At 64.7% G+C, this 17,803-nt stretch carries 17 protein-coding genes; 8 read left to right on the top strand and 9 right to left on the bottom strand.

The annotated features are described in order from the left end of the window. Window positions 1-3 precede the first annotated feature (3 nt). The 5 genes from AWB66_RS03220 to AWB66_RS03200 all read left to right on the top strand — a co-directional run bounded on the left by AWB66_RS03220 (window position 4) and on the right by AWB66_RS03200 (window position 4,856). Entirely contained in the window at window positions 4-1,206 is a 1,203-nt protein-coding gene (locus AWB66_RS03220; protein ID WP_087628842.1) for a tryptophan--tRNA ligase, read from the top strand. Further along, window positions 1,206-1,799, top strand: a complete 594-nt coding sequence (locus AWB66_RS03215) for a class I SAM-dependent methyltransferase (protein ID WP_235020970.1) — start codon at window positions 1,206-1,208, stop codon at window positions 1,797-1,799. Before AWB66_RS03220 ends, AWB66_RS03215 begins: the two co-directional genes overlap by 1 nt. Window positions 1,800-1,841: 42 nt before the next feature. After that, on the top strand, window positions 1,842-2,747 hold the full coding sequence (gene dapA, locus AWB66_RS03210; RefSeq protein WP_087628841.1) for a 4-hydroxy-tetrahydrodipicolinate synthase: 906 nt from the start codon (window positions 1,842-1,844) through the stop codon (window positions 2,745-2,747). A 182-nt stretch (window positions 2,748-2,929) separates the two neighbouring features. Then, window positions 2,930-4,072 carry an outer membrane protein assembly factor BamC gene (bamC, locus tag AWB66_RS03205; protein WP_087628840.1) on the top strand — a complete coding sequence of 381 codons (1,143 nt, stop codon included), beginning with the start codon at window positions 2,930-2,932 and terminating at the stop codon, window positions 4,070-4,072. A 10-nt stretch (window positions 4,073-4,082) separates the two neighbouring features. Continuing rightward, window positions 4,083-4,856: an MBL fold metallo-hydrolase gene (locus AWB66_RS03200; RefSeq protein ID WP_087628839.1), complete on the top strand. Its 774-nt coding sequence runs from the start codon at window positions 4,083-4,085 to the stop codon at window positions 4,854-4,856. A 111-nt stretch (window positions 4,857-4,967) separates the two neighbouring features. On the opposite strand, the gene AWB66_RS34225 is transcribed toward AWB66_RS03200, so the two are convergent. Continuing rightward, on the bottom strand, window positions 4,968-5,222 hold the full coding sequence (locus AWB66_RS34225; RefSeq protein ID WP_165829915.1) for a hypothetical protein: 255 nt from the start codon (window positions 5,220-5,222) through the stop codon (window positions 4,968-4,970). A gap of 233 nt (window positions 5,223-5,455) precedes the next feature. After that, entirely contained in the window at window positions 5,456-6,664 is a 1,209-nt protein-coding gene (locus AWB66_RS03185) for a cupin domain-containing protein (RefSeq protein WP_087628837.1), read from the bottom strand. Window positions 6,665-6,697: 33 nt separating this feature from the next. Here AWB66_RS03185 and AWB66_RS03180 point away from each other — a divergent pair, with 33 nt between their 5' ends. Then, window positions 6,698-7,249 (top strand): FKBP-type peptidyl-prolyl cis-trans isomerase, encoded by a 552-nt coding sequence (locus AWB66_RS03180; protein WP_087628836.1) that lies wholly within the window; start codon window positions 6,698-6,700, stop codon window positions 7,247-7,249. Window positions 7,250-7,307: 58 nt separating this feature from the next. Here the strand turns inward: AWB66_RS03180 and AWB66_RS03175 are convergent, their stop codons facing one another. The 5 genes from AWB66_RS03175 to AWB66_RS03155 form a co-directional block, all read right to left on the bottom strand. Next, the gene (locus tag AWB66_RS03175) at window positions 7,308-8,579 is read right to left on the bottom strand and encodes a hypothetical protein (protein WP_143328346.1); all 1,272 of its coding nucleotides are present in this window, start codon (window positions 8,577-8,579) and stop codon (window positions 7,308-7,310) included. Between the two features lies 1 nt (window position 8,580). Continuing rightward, window positions 8,581-11,286 (bottom strand): DNA mismatch repair protein MutS, encoded by a 2,706-nt coding sequence (gene mutS / locus AWB66_RS03170; RefSeq protein ID WP_087628834.1) that lies wholly within the window; start codon window positions 11,284-11,286, stop codon window positions 8,581-8,583. Between the two features lie 198 nt (window positions 11,287-11,484). Next, window positions 11,485-11,853 (bottom strand): ElaB/YgaM/YqjD family protein, encoded by a 369-nt coding sequence (locus AWB66_RS03165; RefSeq protein WP_087628833.1) that lies wholly within the window; start codon window positions 11,851-11,853, stop codon window positions 11,485-11,487. A 210-nt stretch (window positions 11,854-12,063) separates the two neighbouring features. After that, window positions 12,064-13,362, bottom strand: coding sequence for a lysophospholipid transporter LplT (gene lplT / locus AWB66_RS03160; protein ID WP_087628832.1), 1,299 nt, complete (start codon window positions 13,360-13,362; stop codon window positions 12,064-12,066). Between the two features lie 206 nt (window positions 13,363-13,568). After that, window positions 13,569-14,372, bottom strand: coding sequence for an inositol monophosphatase family protein (locus AWB66_RS03155; RefSeq protein ID WP_087628831.1), 804 nt, complete (start codon window positions 14,370-14,372; stop codon window positions 13,569-13,571). A gap of 304 nt (window positions 14,373-14,676) precedes the next feature. Here AWB66_RS03155 and AWB66_RS03150 point away from each other — a divergent pair, with 304 nt between their 5' ends. Next, complete coding sequence (locus tag AWB66_RS03150) at window positions 14,677-15,459, top strand: RNA methyltransferase (protein ID WP_087628830.1); 783 nt, start codon at window positions 14,677-14,679, stop codon at window positions 15,457-15,459. Window positions 15,460-15,675: 216 nt separating this feature from the next. Next, entirely contained in the window at window positions 15,676-16,464 is a 789-nt protein-coding gene (cysE, locus tag AWB66_RS03145; protein ID WP_087628829.1) for a serine O-acetyltransferase, read from the top strand. Between the two features lie 25 nt (window positions 16,465-16,489). Here cysE and AWB66_RS03140 read toward each other — a convergent pair whose 3' ends face one another. Together AWB66_RS03140 and AWB66_RS03135 are read right to left on the bottom strand one after the other, a co-directional pair. Further along, the gene (locus AWB66_RS03140) at window positions 16,490-17,290 is read right to left on the bottom strand and encodes a UDP-2,3-diacylglucosamine diphosphatase (RefSeq protein ID WP_087628828.1); all 801 of its coding nucleotides are present in this window, start codon (window positions 17,288-17,290) and stop codon (window positions 16,490-16,492) included. After that, a complete protein-coding gene (locus AWB66_RS03135) occupies window positions 17,290-17,784 on the bottom strand; it encodes a peptidylprolyl isomerase (protein WP_087628827.1) in 495 nt (164 codons plus the stop codon). The genes AWB66_RS03140 and AWB66_RS03135 overlap by 1 nt, the downstream gene beginning before the upstream one ends. Window positions 17,785-17,803 lie beyond the last annotated feature (19 nt).

The following is a 17,803-nucleotide window of genomic DNA, read 5'->3' as shown; positions in this document are numbered from 1 at the left end:
ACCATGTTCCCTGACCGTATCTTCTCAGGCATGCGGCCGACCGGCTCGCTGCATCTCGGCCACTATCACGGCGTGCTGAAAAACTGGGTGCGGCTGCAGTCCGAGTACCCGTGCTTCTTCGCCGTCGTCGACTGGCACGCGCTCACGACGCACTACGAAACGCCCGAAGTGATCGAGAAGAACGTCTGGGAAGTGCTGATCGACTGGCTCGCGTCCGGCATCGATCCGGCGCAGGCGACGCTTTTCATCCAGAGCCGCGTGCCCGAGCACGCCGAACTGTCGCTTTTGCTCGGCATGGCGACGCCGCTCGGCTGGCTCGAACGCGTGCCGACCTACAAGGAGCAGATGGAGAAGCTGAAGGAAAAGGACCTGTCGACGTACGGTTTTCTCGGCTATCCCGTGCTGATGGCCGCCGACATCCTGCTCTATCGTGCGTCGCTCGTGCCGGTCGGCGAGGATCAGGTGCCGCACGTCGAAATGACGCGTGAAATCGCGCGCCGCTTCAATTATCTGTACGGCAAGGAGCCGGATTTCGAGGAGAAGGCCCTCGACGCCGCGAAGAAACTCGGCGGCAAGCGTGCGAAGCTGTACCACGAGCTGCGCGTCGCGTACCAGCAGGAAGGCGACGACGAAGCGCTCGAACAGGCGCGCGCGATGCTGCAGGAGTCGCAAAGCCTGTCGATGAACGATCGCGAGCGGCTCTTCGGCTATCTGGAAGGCGCGCGCAAGCTGATTCTGGTCGAGCCGCAAGTGCTGCTCACGGCCGAATCGCGCATGCCGGGCCTCGACGGCCAGAAGATGTCGAAGTCGTACGGCAACACGATCGGCCTGCGCGAAGACGCGGAAACGATCACGAAAAAGGTCCGCACGATGCCGACCGACCCCGCGCGCGTGCGCCGCACCGATCCGGGCGATCCGGACAAGTGCCCGGTGTGGCAGCTGCATCAGGCCTACACCGACGAAGCCACGCACGAATGGGTGCAAAAGGGCTGCCGCACCGCCGGCATCGGGTGTCTCGACTGCAAGCAGCCGGTGATCGAGGGCATCCTGCGCGAGCAGCAGCCGATGCTCGAGCGCGCGCAAAAATACATGGACGATCCGTCGCTGCTGCGCGCGATCGTCGCAGACGGCTGCGACAAGGCGCGCAAGTTCGCCACCGAAACGATGCGCGACGTGCGCGAAGCGATGGGGCTCTCGTACAACTAATGGAACACGGGGCGGACTTCGCGAGCGCCTGGGTGCGGCAATGGGCGCATCTCGTCGAGGCGGGCGGGGCGGTGCTCGACGTCGCGGCGGGCAGCGGCCGACACGCGCGCTGGTTCGCGTCGCGCGGACATCCGGTGCTCGCCGTCGACCGCGACGAGGAAGCGCTCGGCTCGCTCTCGGGCATCGAGCGGATCGCCACGCGCGCGGCCGATCTGGAAAACGCGCCGTGGCCGCTCCCGGCCGATGAAAAATTCGCCGCCGTCGTCGTGACGCGTTACCTGCATCGCCCGCTCTTTCCGCATCTCGCCGACGCGCTCGCCGCGGGCGGCATCCTGATCTACGAAACCTTCGCGCTCGGCAACGAAACCGTCGGCAAGCCGTCCAATCCGGCATTTCTGCTCGCGCCCGGCGAACTCATCGATGCGTTTCATTCGCGCCTGCGGATCATCGCTTTTCAGGATGGCTTTACGAGCGATCCGCGCGCATCCTACGTGCAACGAATCTGCGCGGTCCGCGAGCCGGACCGATCCTCAACCGGCCTCACCGTTCGTAACACTGCGTCGCTTCCGCCGCGTTACGATCTGGCGGGCTAATCCGCTACAATCGCGGTTTACCGATCAAATTCATAGCGTTTCATGACAAACGGAACACACGGCGGCATCCAGATCCGCGGCAGCATTCCTGCCATCGTCACCCCGATGCACGAGGACGGTAGTCTCGATCTGCCGGCGTTTCGAAAACTGATCGACTGGCACGTCGCGGAAGGCTCGAACGGCCTCGTCGTCGTCGGCACGAGCGGCGAGTCGGCCACGCTTTCGGTCGAGGAACACGTCCTGATGGTGCAGACGGCAGTCGAGCACACGGCCGGCCGCTTTCCGATCATCGCGGGCGCGGGCGGCAATTCCACGGCCGAGGCCGTCGAATTGTCGAAGGCGGCGAAAAAGGTCGGCGCCGACGCCACGCTTCAAGTCGTCCCGTATTACAACAAGCCGACGCAGGAAGGCATGTACCGCCATTTCGTGAAGATCGCGGAATCGGTCGACCTGCCGGTCGTGTTGTACAACGTGCCGAGCCGCACCGTGGCCGACATGAACAACGAAACGATCCTGCGCCTCGCCGGCGTGCCGGGCATCATCGGTGTGAAGGAAGCGACGGGCAACATCGACCGCGCGGCGCACCTGATCAAGCACGCACCGGCCGGCTTCGGCATCTTCAGCGGCGACGATCCGACCGCGATCGCGCTGATGCTGCTCGGCGGTCACGGCAACATCTCGGTCACCGCGAACGTCGCGCCGAAAGCGATGAGCGAACTGTGCCGCGCCGCGCTCGAAGGCGACGCGATCACCGCCCGCAAGATTCATCTGAAGCTTCTTTCGCTTCACAAACAGCTCTTCTGCGAATCGAACCCGATTCCTGCGAAGTGGGCGCTCGAAGCAATGGGCCGCATGGAAGGCGGCATTCGCCTTCCGCTCACGCCGCTCGACGCGCGCTATCACGACATCGTGCGTGATGCCTTGCGCGAAACAGGGCTCCTGGCCTAAGACCCGATCGATGGCAGCGGCGCGCACATGACGCATTAGACCGTGCCGCCGCCATTCATCGGGATCGACCATGCAGCCAGTCCACAACCGTCGCTAGCCGTCTTCATTCATCGAATTCGTTATCGACTCCGTTCCCCGGCATCCGCACGAGGCAACGCGCTTTCAGCATCACGAAGGACCTCATGAAACGATCCGCACTCTCCACTCACGCCGCGCGCCTGAGCGCGCTGTCGCTTGGCCTCGCCACGGTCGTCGCGCTTTCCGGTTGCGATACGCTGAACGACTGGCTCGCACCCGATCGCGTCAACTACAAGGCCGCTGAAACCGCGCCGTCGCTCAACGTGCCGTCCGATCTCTCGACCGCCGACATCAGCCAGCGTTACGCCGCGCCGCCGAAAGTGAATGCGCTTGGCGGCGGCACCGAGCGCGCGCTCACGCCGGCCGGCAACGCCACGCTCGGCGTGCCGACCGCGCAGGATCCCTACGGAATGCACGTCGAGCGTGACAGCGACCGTCGCTGGCTCGTCGTCGACGGTCGCACGCCCGACCAGGTCTGGCCGCAGTTGCAGGAGTTCTGGCAGGAGAGCGGCTTCACGCTCAAGACCGATGCGCCGCAGACCGGCATCATGGCGACCGACTGGGCCGAGAACCGCGCGAACATTCCGGACGACTGGTTTAGAAAGAGCATTGGCAAGCTGGTCGACTTTGCATATTCGTCGGGTACGCGTGACATGTTCCGCACGCAGGTGGATCGCGCGGCGAACGGTTCGACCGACATCTCCGTCACGCACAGCGCGATGGAAGAAGTGCTGACGGGACAGGACAAGACGTCCTCGCGCTGGGAAGCTCGGCCGCGCAATCCGGCGCTCGAAGCTGCGTTCCTCGCGAAGATCATGGAGAAGTTCGGCCTGACCGACGCGCAGGCGAAGCAGCTGATCACCGATGCGCGCCCGGCCGGCGCGAAGGTGGCGGTGGAGACGGCGGGCAACGCGTCGACGCTCGACATCGCCGAGCCATTCGATCGTGCATGGCTGCGCGTCGGACTGGCGCTCGACCGTACGAACTTCACGGTCGACAACCGCGACCGCGAAAAGGGCCTGTATTACGTGCATTACTCGGATTCCATGCAGGAACTGAAGAAGGACGGCCTCTTTGGCAAGTTCTTCTCGAGCAACACGCCGACGCCCACGCGTCAGTTCCTCGTCAACGTTCGCCCGAAGGCGGATTCGATGACGCAGGTCGCGGTCGTCGATTCGAACGGACAACTGGATGGTTCGTCGGATGCGCAGCGGATCGTCTCGCTGCTGCACGCCCAGTTGAACTGAGCGAAGGGCCGTGCGATTCGCGAGTCTCGGCAGCGGTAGTGAAGGCAATGCGTTGCTCGTCGAGGCGCAGTGCGGCACGACGACCACCCGCGTGCTGCTCGACTGCGGCTTTTCAGCGAAGGAAGTGGAGCGCCGACTTGGCCGGCTGGGCTTGAGCGTCGAGGATCTCGACGCGATCGTCATCACCCATGAGCACACGGATCATATCGGCAGCGCGCTGACGCTCGGCCGCAAATGGTCCATTCCGCTCCATATGAGCTGGGGCACGGCGCGCGCGATCGGCGCCGACGAAGCCCCGGTCGATCTGCACGTGCTGTGGGGCGACGAGAGCGTCGCCATCGGCGATCTGTCGGTGCTGCCCTATACCGTGCCGCACGACGCGCGCGAGCCGCTGCAATACGTCTTCTCCGACGGCGCGAGCCGCCTCGGTGTCCTGACCGATGTCGGCGTGTCGACGCCGCATATCACGAGCGTCCTGTCCGGCTGCGACGCACTCGTGCTCGAATCCAATCACGACCTGCAGATGCTCGCGACGAGCCGCTATCCGGCATCGTTGAAGGCGCGTATCGGCGGCACGCATGGGCATCTGAACAACGACGCGGCGGCGGCAATTCTCGCCACGCTCGATCGTTCGAAGCTGCGGCATCTGGTGGCCGCGCATCTGAGCCAGCAGAACAATCTGCCGCATCTCGCGCAGACGGCGCTGGCGACGGTGCTGGGGGCGTCGGCGGTCGATGTGGTCGTCGCGACGCAGGCGGAAGGTTTCGACTGGCTCACGCTATGAGCCATCCTGCGTGAACTGAACAATCGCGGCGATCAAACCGCAGGCGTAAAAAAACCGGCTCGAGAGCCGGTTTTTTTACGCAAGTCCCTTGGCGGGACCCGCATGCAAGCCTTACTGGCTTGCGCCCGATGCCGGAGCAGCAGCCGAAGCAGCCGTGTCCGAAGCAGCAGCAGCAGCCGACGAAGCGTCGCTCGCAGCAGCCGATGCGCTCGATGCTGCAGCGTTTGCGTCCGATGCAGCAGCAGCCGGTGCCGAAGCAGCCGACGTATCGCTTGCAGCGCCCGGAGCAGCCGTATCGCTAGACTTGTTGCATGCAGCCAGAGCAACAGCAGCCAACAGGGATGCTACGAGGAGAGATTTCTTCATGATCACGTCCTTTTATGGTTAAAGGTAAGCAACAGCGCAAATTACCGGTAATGTGCTTGAGACACCGACCAGGGCCGCTCGCGGAGACCCACATTATATTTGAGTGTGAGACTTCCCGCGGCTTGGGCGGAAATTATATGCACTTTCGTATCGACCGTCGATAAATGCAGGGCCAATACGTTGTCTTTCTCATACAAATTTTCACGTTATGGAACAGCCGGACGGGCTTTACGTCAGGCGTAAGCGTCGACCTGAATCCAGCCCGCACGATACCACTCGTGCAGGAGGGATGTCATTGTCGAATCGTCCGCAAGTGTTACAAAGCGTTTCGCCTCCAAATGCCGGTTATTCGCCAATTCAGGGAGCCATTTTCTGAGTTTTGGCTCAAGCAATTCAGGTTCGCCATTGAGAAAATATGAGCGCTTGTCGTAAAGCAACATCGTCTTTCGGTCGAGCCTCAAACCGGACTTCTTCGCTCGTTCAATGAACTTCTGCTCGGTGAGCGGTCGAGCGGGCGGGTCGAAGACTACGTTCGCTTTCGGCTCGCTCAAATAAGACCCGACGAATGACGCAACGTCCTTTTCGTGCCATGTGACGTTCGCAAGGATCGCGCCAACCCGTTCGAGCAGAAGCTGCGGCAGCTCTGCCGGACGGCTCACCGCCGGCTGCTTCGGATCGCGATAGTGCGCGGCCGGGACGTCCGAATCGCCCGAGCGCTCGGCAAGATGATAGAGAAACTGCCCCGTGATCTCTTGCTTGGACGGCGCGCGAAAGCCGATCGAACACGTCATGCATTCGCCTTCGGCGATGCCGTCGTGGGCGATATGCGGCGGCAGATAGAGCATGTCGCCCGGCTCCAGCACCCATTCTTCCTCGGGCTCGAAATGCTGTAAAACTTTCAACGGCACTCCCGGTTTTAGCGAGAGGTCGCGTTGTGCGCCGATTCTCCAGCGCCGCTTGCCGTGGACCTGCAGCAGGAACACGTCATAGGAGTCGAAGTGCGGGCCGACGCCGCCGCCGTCGGTCGCATAGGAGATCATCAGATCGTCGAGCCGCGCATCCGGGATGAACCGAAAGCGGTTCATCAGATCATGCGCGCGATCGTGATGCAGGTTCGCGCCTTGCACGAGCAACGTCCATTCGCGCTTTTTCACCGAAGGCAATTCGTCGGTGGCGAACGGTCCGTGTTCCAGCGCCCAAGTCTTGCGAAAATGCGTGATGAGGCGCGACTCGACGTCGTCGAGATCGGCGAGTTCGAACAGTTCGTCACGCGAAAGCGGCGCCTGAATATCGGGAATCGCCTGGCGAATCAAGAGCGGTTTTTTCTGCCAGTACCGGCGCATGAATTGCGCGGGCGTCCGGTTGCCCAAAAGGGGTGTCACTTCGTCCGGGAGCGGCGCTTTCGGCCGTCCGGCGGTTGCATCAAGGGGCCGCGTTGGCATCGTATAATTGAGACTTGTATCTTGGAGAATCCAATGAAAATCGCAAAAGACACCGTCGTATCGGTCGCCTACAAGCTATCGGATGCGCAGGGCAATCTGATCGAGGAAAGCGACGAGCCGATGGTCTATCTGCACGGCGGCTATGATGGCACGTTCCCCAAGATCGAGGAAGCGCTGGACGGGCAGGAAGCCGGTTATCAGACGCAGATTCAGCTCGAGCCCGTGGACGCGTTCGGCGAATACGATCCCGAACTCGTGAAAGTGGAAGCGCGCAGCCGCTTTCCCGAGCCGCTCGAAGTCGGCATGCAGTTCGAAGGCACGCCGGAAGACGGCGAAGAAGACGTCGACTCGCTGATCTACACGGTCACGGACGTCGCGGAAGACAAAGTCGTGCTCGACGGCAATCATCCGCTCGCGGGCATGGCGCTGCGCTTTGCGTTGTCGGTGCAGGAAGTGCGCACCGCAACCGAGGATGAAATCGAACATCAGCACGCGCATGGCGCCGACGGCCTCGAGATTCTCGACGAGGACGAAGACGACGCCGACGACGAACCCGGCAAGGAATCGGGCCCGACGCTGCATTGAGCGTCACGCCGTTCAAACGCATGAGAGAAGGGCGCAGCGATAATCGCTGCGCCCTTTTTCATTCTCCCGCGCCGCTCGCCGGATTGGCTTTATACGTGCCGTTCTGCACGCCCGAGGCAGGCGTCGGCAGGATCGGCGGCATGCCCTGGGGCGGCGTGAGGATCGGCGGCAGCCCGCCGGGCGCCGCGGGCGGCAAGGCCGGTGGCGGCAACGATGCGGGAAGCTCGTCGCGAGGCTGGGACGCGGTCGCATCGTCCGGCGGCGGCTCGTGGAGTTCATACGGCTTGTCTGGTCGTTCGGACGTCGCCGCGCTGTGTCTTGCGACATCTCTCACGCGCACCCTGAATGGCGGCCGCCAGTTCGCATCCGTCTGCACTTCTAGCCATTGCACCTGCGGTTTTTTCAGCGCGACGGCAATGCGCGTCAGATTCACGACGAGCGATCCTTTTTCGTCGTGCAGCGGCTGGTCGATGAGAAAGCCGCCAGCGACCGGCGTCGCGGCACCGTGAACGACGACCACCGGACCGCGAAACAGTTCGGCCACCTTGACGAGACTGCGCTTGAATTCGACGAAACCGTCGCGTGGCTGATTGCCGCGCGTGAAGCGCAACCACGCGAAGCGGTCGCGTCGCTCGTAACGCGCGAAGTCGGGATCGCCTTCGAGGAAGATGACGAGCGCGCGTTCGCCCGAGCGTCGCGCGGACTCCGCCGCGTGTTCGAGCCAGAATCCGTTCGCGACGGTCCGGTCCTCGAACTCGCCGTTGCGTCCGCCCGCTGTCAGATAGTGATTGTTCGGACCGGGCGCGTTCAGCCCGACGAACGCGACGCCCTGTGCCCGCCAGCGCACGTTCTCGCGAAACGGCCTGAAGCGCGCGACTTCGCTTTCCCGCGCGAGCGCGAATGATGCGGAGCCAAGGGAAGTCGAATCGCCGAAGAAGAGCTGGCGCACGAAGTCGAGTCGCTCGACGGGATCGTAGCCGCCTGCCTGCGCCTCACCGCAATCGGCCCAGTCGTGCTGTCCGGCAATCAATACGAGCGGCGTGCGCGATGCGTCGAGCAGATCGTGACGCGCGTTGTAGATCCTGTCGCGGCAGGGTTCGAGAGGGCCCTTGATATTGCCGTCGTAGACGATGAACGCCATGTCGCGCTCGCGTCCAATCGAGTCGAGCAACTGACGCACGGGGGCTGCGTCCGCGGGCCTCGTCAGCGCATTGGCGATGACGGCGAATTTGAGCGGGCCGTCCTGTGCCGATACAGGCTGCTGCATGAACGCGCCGCACAGCAACGCGGTCGCCAGCGCCCGCGCCGCCAGGCGCGCGGGACGGGTCACGTCAACGCGATGCATCCGGCGCGGGCGTCGCCAGCTCATGCAGTTCGTAGAGCAGATCGAGCGCGTCACGCGGACGCAGGTCGTTCGGGTCGAGCGCGCGCAGCTTGTCGAGCACCGGGTGCTCCTTCTCCAGCGCGGCGTCTTTCGTGTCGGGCGCTTCTTCGGCATAGGGCGCTGCCGCGAACAGATCGAATTGCGGCGAGGGCTGCCCGATCGATTGCTGTTCGAGATGCACGAGGTGCTTCCTCGCCGCGCGGATCACGGCCGAGGGCACGCCCGCCAGTTGCGCGACCTGCAGGCCATAGCTCTGGTTCGCGGGACCTTCGTTGACCGCATGCAAAAACACGATGCCGTGATCGTGCTCGACCGCCGAGAGATGCACGTTCGCCGCCTGCGTGAACTCGTTGGGCAATTGCGTGAGTTCGAAGTAGTGCGTCGCGAAGAGCGTGTAGCAGTGGTTGTGCGTGAGCAGGTGCCGCGCGATCGCCCAGGCGAGCGCAAGGCCGTCGAAGGTCGACGTGCCGCGGCCGATTTCGTCCATCAGCACGAGGCTCGATGCGCTCGCGTCGTTCAGGATCGCGGCGGCTTCGGTCATCTCCACCATGAACGTCGAGCGGCCGCCGGCGAGATCGTCCGCGGCGCCGATGCGCGTGAAGATGCGATCGAGCGCGCCGAATCGCGCGCGCTTCGCCGGCACGTAGCTGCCGACATACGCCATCAGCGCGATCAGCGCGGTCTGGCGCATGAACGTCGACTTGCCGCCCATGTTCGGTCCGGTGATGAGCAGCAGCTTGCGATCGGTGGAAAGACAGCAGTCGTTGGCGATGAACTGCTCGACCTGTGCTTCGACGACGGGGTGCCTTCCATGTTCGATATCGATGCCGGCGTCGGCGGCGAACTCGGGCGCGACCCAGTCGAGTGCGCGCGCGCGTTCCGCGAAGGCGCCGAGCAGGTCGAGTTCCGCGAGCGCCTGCGCCACGCGCTGGCAGTCCGCGATGAACGGCAACAGGTTCTGCAAGAGCGCGTCATAAAGCGCGCGTTCGCGGGCAAGCGCGCGCTCCTGCGCCGAGAGCGCCTTGTCCTCGAACGCCTTCAGTTCCGGCGTGATGTAGCGCTCGGCATTCTTGAGCGTCTGTCGACGGCGGTAGTCGTCGGGCACCTTGTCGGTCTGGCCGCGCGTCACTTCGATATAAAAGCCGTGCACCTTGTTGTACTCGACGCGCAGATTGCCGATGCCGGTGCGCGTGCGTTCGCGCGCCTCCAGATCGATCAGGAACTGGTCGCAGTTCTCCGAGATGTCGCGCAGTTCGTCGAGATCGGCATCGTAGCCGCGCGCGATCACGCCGCCGTCGCGGATCAGCGCCGCCGGTTCGGGCGCGATGGCCGCCGCGAGCAGATCGAGACACGCGCGCGGCGGTTCGAGCGAGGCATCGATGCGTTCGAGCGCGACGGCGTTCATGCGCACCGCGCCCAGCAACTCGCGCAACTTGGGCAGGGCGGCGAAGGTATCGCGCAGGCTCGACAGATCGCGCGGCCTTGCCGATAAAAGCGCGAGGCGTCCGGTGATGCGTTCGATGTCCGAGATGTGCCGCAACGCCGCGCGCAAGGTGTCGAGGCTCGCGCCCGACGGTGCGTCGAGCAGCGCGCCGATCGCCTGCTGACGTCCGCGCGCGATCGACGCGTCGCGCGGCGGATGATGCAGCCAGTGACGCAAGAGGCGGCTGCCCATCGTCGTGCAGCAGGTGTCGAGGAGCGAACAAAGCGTCGGCGATTCGGTGCCGCGCAGCGTTTCGGTGAGTTCGAGGTTGCGCCGCGTCGCCGGATCGAGGCCGATGTATTCCGATTCGTGTTCGACCTTGAGACTGCGCACATGACGCAACTGCTGGCCCTGCGTCGCGGCCGCATAGAGCAGGAGCGCGCCGGCCGCGCCGCACGCGCAGGTGAGCGAGTGCGCGCCGAAGCCGTCGAGGCTCGCGACGTCGAGTTGCTCGCACAGGCGCTGACCGCCCGAGGCGACGTCGAAATGCCACGTGGGCACGCGCGTCGTTGCGCCGATATTCGGCACGCTGAACGACGCGCTGGCGTTCGAGATCGAATCGGCGATCGAATCGGCGATCAGCGTTTCGGCCGGGCGGATGCGTTCAAGCGCCGCGCCCACTTCCTCGGGCGCGACTTCGGCGAGGCGCAGCGCGCCGCTTGCGAGATTAAGCCACGCCAGCCCGACGCTCGTGACCACGCCGCGCCGGTTGTGCGACGGGCAGAGCGCGAGCAGATAGACGTCGCTTTTATCGGAGAGGAGCGCGGCATCGGTGAGCGTGCCGGGCGTGACGACGCGCACGACCTTGCGCTCGACCGGACCTTTGGACGTGGCCGGATCGCCGATCTGTTCGCAGATCGCGACCGATTCGCCGAGCTTCACGAGCTTCGCGAGATATTGCTCGCACGCGTGATGCGGGACGCCCGCCATCTTGATCGGATTGCCGCCCGAGGCGCCGCGCTGCGTGAGCGTGAGATCGAGCAGACGCGCGGCCTTTTCGGCGTCGTCGAAGAAAAGCTCGTAGAAGTCGCCCATCCGGTAGAAAACGAGCGTGCCGGGGTGCTCCGCCTTGATGCGCAGATACTGCTGCATCATCGGCGTATGGTGCGACAGGTCGGCTGTTGCCACGGGGGCGCCAGCCGTATCGGGAGTTGCGGTGTGAGTGCCCATCTTGCGTACGTTCGTGCAGGAGGACCAGTTGCGGAACGAACCGGTCATATAGGGCGAGAGTGTAACCCGTCGCGCGCACGGGTTACCGTCGGCCGGATAGCCAACGAATCAGCCACTGCGCAATCGTGCGGTTAGCGCAAAAGCAAACGCCGGTTCGAAAACCGGCGTCGGTGCGGCAAGCGCGACCCGTTGCAGGCGTTAAGCGCGCCCCGCCAGAAAGCCGACTAGCAACGCCAGCCCCGCGACCGCGCCCAGCGTGTGCCACGGCTTGTCGTGCACGAATTCGTCGGCATAGCCGGCGGCGTCGCCCAGTTTGGCCGTCACTGCTGAACTCGCGCCGTCCATTTGCGAACGCACGGTTTTGAGCTTCGATTGCAGCTCCTTGCGAAGCTTGTCTGCATCGAGATCCTTCGCGTCGCGCAGCGAACTGTCGAGTTCATCCAGCAGACTGCGCAGCTGGCCGCTGGCGGAATCGACCGCGTCGCTTGCGCCGGCCACCGCGCGCTGGCCGAGATCGGCCGCGCCATTGATCTTGCTATCGAGCGTCGAACGTGTGAACAATCCCATTTGCTGCTCCTTTTGACGTGCCGAAAAGTGAAATCGCGGCTCGTTCGGGCAATGGCCGGCTGCGGCGCCGGGGCGTCATGCCAGCCTTGCGCGACGAGTCGTCCTGTAGCGTCGTCGTATCGTTACGACTGCGACCTCGCCTCGTCGTTCCCCGCTTTTCCGGCGCCGATCGACGAGGCGTCGAGGTGAGAGTACACCCTCCAGCAAGCTTCATTCCTCCACCAGCGCGCCGAGGTCGGCGTGCCGCTCGTTATGCGAATAACGGCGCATCGCAAGCAACATCATCAGGCAGACGAAGACCCCGAAAATCACGATGATCCACTGCACCGGCACCTTGACGGTGAGCAGCAGCGCGTATGAGCCGAGCATCGCGAGGACGGCGAGATTCTGGTTGAAATTCTGCACCGCGATCGAATGTCCTGCCGACAGGAGCGTCGCGCCGCGATGCTGGAGGATCGCGTTCATCGGCACGATGAAGAAGCCCGACAGGCTGCCGAGCAGGATCATCAGCGGATAGGCCATCAGGATATAGGCCGGCGCGAAGAGCGGCCCGATGTGCACGCCCGCGCCCGCGGGGAACAAGTCTTTGTTGTAGAACGCCATCGCAACCGCGACCGCGCCCGTCACCACGCCGACGGGCAGCACCTTCAGCGACTGCCTGAGCGGAATGCACGCCGCCGCCGCGCCCGCGCCGATCGCGATGCCCACGCCCGTCACGCCCTGCAGCACGGCTGCCTTCGATAGCGACAGGCCCAGATTCGCATCCGCCCATTTCAGCACCAGCAGTTGCAGCGTGACGGCCGCGCCCCAGAGGAGCGTCGTGACCCAGAGCGCGATCTGTGCGAGCTTGTCCGACCATAGCACCTTGAAGCAGTGCGAGAAGTCGCCGATCAGCTTCGTCGGCTCGGTGAGCCGGTTCGGATAGCGCGCGCCCGTGTCCGGAATCCCGACGTTGATGACGGCCGCCGCGGCGTAGATCAGCATGACGGCGAAGAGGGCGGCGTCGGCGGCGGTGCGCACGAGCGGCAGATGCAGGCCCGACACCCAGCGGTCGACGTACTGGCTCACGAGCGCACCGCCGATCACGGTGCCGAGGATGGTCGAGCCGACCGTCGCCGATTCGAGCCACGCGTTCGCCGCGATCAGCTTCTCGGGCGGCAAAAGCTCGGTGAGGATGCCGTACTTGGCCGGCGAATAGGCGGCGGCGCCGAGACCGACAACGCCATACGCGAGCATCGGATGCACGCCCGCGATCATCATCGCGCAGCCCGCGGCCTTGAACGCGTTGGAGACGAACATGACGTGGCGCTTTTGCAGGGCATCCGCGAATGCACCGACGAATGGCGCGAGCAGCACGTAGGAAATCGTGAAGAAAATCTGCAGGAGCGGCGTGATCCACGACGCCGACTTCATCACGGTGAGCATCGCGATCGCGGCGATCAGGAGCGCGTTGTCGGCGAGCGACGAGACGAACTGCGCGGCGATGATCGTGTAGAAGCCTTTTTTCATGAGAGAGGAAGAGTGGCAGTCGGCGGGCGCCGCGCGAGGAACGCGACGCTCCCGGCAAAGACATGCACTCTAGCGGAGCCGCGCAATGCTTGCAGAGCACGATGCGCGCCCAGCGTGCGGCGAAGGGGGATCGGCGAAAGGTGCGCGTGCCGAAAAGCAAAAGGCGGCCGAAGCCGCCTTTGCCAATCCAGGCATTACACGCGCGTTCAGGCGGCGCTTTGCCGCGTGCGCGTGTACGGATCGAGAATCTTGATCATCTGCGCGTAGACCTTCGGATTTCCCGCGACGATCTCGTTTTCGTGCAGGAAGTTCGACTCGCCCGTGTAGTTGCCGACGAGCCCGCCCGCTTCCGTGACGATGAGGCTGCCCGCCGCGACGTCCCACGCATGGATGCCCTGCTCGAAGAAGCCGTCGAGCCGCCCGGCCGCGACGTTCGCGAGGTCGAGCGCGGCCGCGCCCGGACGGCGCAGGCCCGCGCACGAGAGCGTCATTTCGGAGAAGAGCCGTGCGTAGGCGTCGAGGCCCGCGCCGTCGCGGAACGGGAAGCCGGTGCCGATCAGCGCATCCGCGAGACGGTCGAGCTTGCCGACGCGGATACGCCGCTCGTTCAGATACGCGCCGCGGCCGCGCGAGGCGGTGAAGAGGTCGTTGCGGGTCGGATCGTAGACGACCGCCTGCGTGACGATGCCCTTGTGCGCGAGCGCGATCGACACGCAGTAATACTGGAAGCCGTGGATGAAGTTGGTGGTGCCGTCGAGCGGATCGATGATCCACTGGAACTCGGACTCGCGGTCGTCCTTGCCGGATTCTTCCGCGAGGATGGAGTGGTCCGGATAGGCAGTGTGCAGCGTCTCGATGATCGCGGCTTCGGACGCCTTGTCGACTTCCGTGACGAAGTCGTTGTGCTGTTTCTTGCTGACCTGGACGCGGTCCAGGTCGAGCGACGCGCGGTTGATGATCTGTCCGGCGCGGCGGGCGGCCTTGACAGCGATATTGAGCATCGGATGCATGAGCTTGATCCTTTGGCCGGCGCGTGGCCGGCACCGTTCGGGTGCGCGGGCGAGCCGGAAAGTTGGCGACAACGACTGTCGACGGAAGACGAATTGGATAAGAGCGGGGCGGCCGGCCGAATTTCAACGGAAGCGGTCAGTTGAAGCCGTTAATTGAAGCTTCGAGGCGCGCGAAGGCGGTATTTTACCTGAAGTAAGCCGGCGACAGCGGTTTCGGCTTCGTCCTATTACGTTCGGCCAGTTCAGGCGCGTGACGCGAGGCGCTACCATAGCGTGCTCGAACCTTTCACCGGCGACCGACGCTTTGGATCCACTCGAATTTCCTCATCCCCACGACGGCTTCACGTCGACCCGCTTCGTGCTCGTCGAGCCGAGCCATCCCGGCAATGTCGGCGCGGCGGCGCGCGCGCTGAAGACGATGGGTTTCGCGCGTCTCGTGCTGGTCGCGCCGCGCGTCGCGAACGTCAAGAACGAGCCGGAAGCCGTCGCGATGGCCTCGGGCGCCGACGATGTGCTGGCGTCGGCGCTCGTCGTCGATACGCTCGCCGATGCGCTCGCAGGCGTGCACTGGTCGGTTGCGCTCACCGCGCGCATGCGCGAATACGGCCCGCCGCAACTGCCGCCGCGCGCGGCTGCCGCGCGCGCACACGAATTCGTGCACCACGGCGCGCGTCACGGCGACATCGCGCTCGTGTTCGGCAACGAGCGCACCGGTCTCTCGAACGCGGATGTCGAGCGCTGCAGCGCGCTCGCACATATTCCGGCCAATCCGGCTTACAGCTCGCTGAATCTGGCGCAAGCCGTGCAGGTGCTCGCCTACGAACTGCGGCTTGCCTACAGCGACGACAGCCCGTCGCCGGCGCTCGAAGCCGCGAGCGCGAGCGCGTCGAGCGAGGAAATCGAGGGCATGTACGCGCATCTGGAAAACGCGCTGATCGAACTCGAATTCCTCGATCCGGCAAATCCGAAGAAACTGATGTCGCGCATGCGCCGGCTCTTTGCGCGTTCGGGACTGGAGCGCGAGGAGGTGAACATTCTGCGCGGCATCGCGAAACACATCTTGCTGCGGGGCCGGAAAGCCGGCTAGCGCGACCCGGAGCGACCCGAGCGACCCGAGCGACCGCGTGCGCGACGGGGACATCGAGCAGAGTCGGCGGGCTCATCCTACAATCGCCCGAAACCATCGGCGAAACCCGATATAAGCTTTGCGCGATCCGTGCTGAGGCTGTCCGAATGATCATATCGACAGACCAAAGCGGCGGATCGACGCGGCGCCCGTCCCCTCAATCACCGAGCCATCGACATGTTCAAACGCCTGCGCGAAGACATTGCCGCCATCCGCGAGCGCGACCCCGCCGCCCGCAGCGCCTGGGAAGTGCTCACGTGTTATCCGGGATTCCACGCAATCGTGCTGCACCGGCTCGCGCATGGGTGCTGGATACGGCAGTGGCGCTGGCTCGCGCGGTTCGTCTCGCAGATCGCGCGTTTTCTCACCGGCATCGAGATCCATCCGGGCGCGACGCTCGGGCGGCGCGTGTTCATCGATCACGGCATGGGCGTCGTGATCGGCGAGACGGCCGAACTCGGCGACGACTGCACGATCTATCAGGGCGTGACGCTCGGCGGTACGTCGCTCACGCGCGGCGCCAAACGCCATCCGACGCTCGGCCGCGGCGTGATCGTCGGCGCGGGCGCGAAGGTGCTCGGCGGCTTCACGGTCGGCGAGGGCGCGAAGATCGGCTCGAATGCGGTCGTCGTGAAGCCGGTGCCGGCGGGCGGCACGGCGGTCGGCAACCCGGCGCGGATCGTCGTGCCGGCCACCGAGCGCGCCGCGGACGAATCGCGCAAGACCGAGACGGGCGGCTTCTGCGCCTACGGCATCACGCCGAACGCCGACGATCCCGTGTCGCTCGCGATTCACGGGTTGATCGACCACGCGTCGCGCGAGACGCAGCGGATCGACGATATCGTCGCGGCGCTCGAGCGGATCGGCACGCGCGTGGAAGCGCTCAACGGCATCGACGGCGCCGCGCTGCTGGACCTCAAGCGGCTGTCGGAGGCGATGGAAGGAGAAGCGGCGGCACGCCGCTAGAAGCAAGGGACGAAGCGGCGCGCGTTCAGTCGAGCGGCAATGCCCGGATGCCGGCGGCGTCGAGTCGCAGATAGCCGCCGCGCGGCTCGCCGTGATCGAGTTCCCAGTCGGGAATGACCCAGCGGGTGCCGTCGGCTTCGCGATGGCGCGCCGGCCGGTGCGTGTGGCCGTGGATCATCGTGTGCGTGCCGCTCGACGCGAAAAGTTGTGCGACGGCCTCGCGCGTCACATCGTATTTCGCGGACACGGGCAGCGCGCGCGCGTCCTCGCTTTTCGAACGCATGCGCTCCGCGATCGCCAGCCGCTTCTTCAGCGGCAGGCTCAGGAACAGACGCTGCGCCAGACGGTTGCGCGCGAAACGCCGAAAGCGCTGGTAGCCCGTATCGGCGGTGCAGAGCGCGTCGCCGTGAGCGAGCACGATGCGGGTGCCGAACGCGGTCATCGTGAACGGATCGGGCAGCGGCAGCGCGCCCGCGGCCTTCATGAAGCGCCTGCCGAGCAGGAAGTCGCGGTTGCCGTGCATCACGTAGAGCGCGATGCCGCGTTCCGACAGCGTGTGCATCAGCGCCGTCATGCGTCGTGCGAAGCGCGCGCGCTCGTGGTCGACCGACGCGTCGAGGACATCGTCGCCGATCCAGAATTCGAACAGATCGCCGAGGATGAAGACCGAATCGGCCTCGTTGGCCGTCACGCGCACGAAGCGCTCGAACGCCGCGACCGTGTTCGGAATCGCGTCGCTCAAGTGCAGGTCGGCGATAAAAAACAGCGGGCGCGGCTCCGTGGCCGCGCCCGCTGTTCGCGCGTCGTCAGGCGTCGCGTCGCTCATCAGTCGACGACGACCGCCTTCTCGATCACGACGTCGTCGACGGGCACGTCCTGATGGAAGCCCTTCGAGCCCGTCTTGACCTTGCGGATCTTCTCGACCACGTCGAGGCCGTCGACCACGCGGCCGAACACCGTATAGCCCCAGCCTTGCGGCGTCGGCGACGAATGGTTCAGGAAGTCGTTGTCGTTCACGTTGATGAAGAACTGGGCGGTCGCCGAATGCGGGTCGTTCGTGCGCGCCATCGCGAGCGTGCCCTTGTCGTTCTTCAGGCCGTTGTTCGCTTCGTTCTGGATCGGCGCGTCGGTGCCCTTTTGCTTCATGCCCGGCTCGAAGCCGCCGCCCTGAATCATGAAGCCGTCGATCACGCGATGGAACACCGTGTTGTCGTAGTGGCCCTTCTTCACGTAGTTGAGGAAGTTCTCGACCGACTTCGGCGCTTTCTCGCTGTCCAGTTCGATCTTGATGATGCCGTGGTTCGTATGCAGTTCGACCATGATGTGTTCTCTCCGTTGT

The sequence above is a fragment of the Caballeronia telluris genome, assembly GCF_001544495.1.
Lineage (GTDB): Bacteria > Pseudomonadota > Gammaproteobacteria > Burkholderiales > Burkholderiaceae > Caballeronia > Caballeronia telluris.
The sequence above is the reverse complement of the archived record's forward strand: the minus strand, read 5'-3'. Positions and strand labels throughout refer to the sequence as shown.

Coding starts and splice junctions, on each gene's coding strand:
- dapA (WP_087628841.1), top strand. CDS start 1,842: ATGACAAACGGAACACACGGCGGCATCCAGATCCGCGGCAGCATTCCT.
- lplT (WP_087628832.1), bottom strand. CDS start 13,362: ATGAAAAAAGGCTTCTACACGATCATCGCCGCGCAGTTCGTCTCGTCG.
- bamC (WP_087628840.1), top strand. CDS start 2,930: ATGAAACGATCCGCACTCTCCACTCACGCCGCGCGCCTGAGCGCGCTG.
- AWB66_RS03155 (WP_087628831.1), bottom strand. CDS start 14,372: ATGCATCCGATGCTCAATATCGCTGTCAAGGCCGCCCGCCGCGCCGGA.
- AWB66_RS03165 (WP_087628833.1), bottom strand. CDS start 11,853: ATGGGATTGTTCACACGTTCGACGCTCGATAGCAAGATCAATGGCGCG.
- AWB66_RS03180 (WP_087628836.1), top strand. CDS start 6,698: ATGAAAATCGCAAAAGACACCGTCGTATCGGTCGCCTACAAGCTATCG.
- AWB66_RS03215 (WP_235020970.1), top strand. CDS start 1,206: ATGGAACACGGGGCGGACTTCGCGAGCGCCTGGGTGCGGCAATGGGCG.
- AWB66_RS34225 (WP_165829915.1), bottom strand. CDS start 5,222: ATGAAGAAATCTCTCCTCGTAGCATCCCTGTTGGCTGCTGTTGCTCTG.
- AWB66_RS03220 (WP_087628842.1), top strand. CDS start 4: ATGTTCCCTGACCGTATCTTCTCAGGCATGCGGCCGACCGGCTCGCTG.
- mutS (WP_087628834.1), bottom strand. CDS start 11,286: ATGGGCACTCACACCGCAACTCCCGATACGGCTGGCGCCCCCGTGGCA.
- cysE (WP_087628829.1), top strand. CDS start 15,676: ATGTTCAAACGCCTGCGCGAAGACATTGCCGCCATCCGCGAGCGCGAC.
- AWB66_RS03135 (WP_087628827.1), bottom strand. CDS start 17,784: ATGGTCGAACTGCATACGAACCACGGCATCATCAAGATCGAACTGGAC.
- AWB66_RS03140 (WP_087628828.1), bottom strand. CDS start 17,290: ATGAGCGACGCGACGCCTGACGACGCGCGAACAGCGGGCGCGGCCACG.
- AWB66_RS03185 (WP_087628837.1), bottom strand. CDS start 6,664: ATGCCAACGCGGCCCCTTGATGCAACCGCCGGACGGCCGAAAGCGCCG.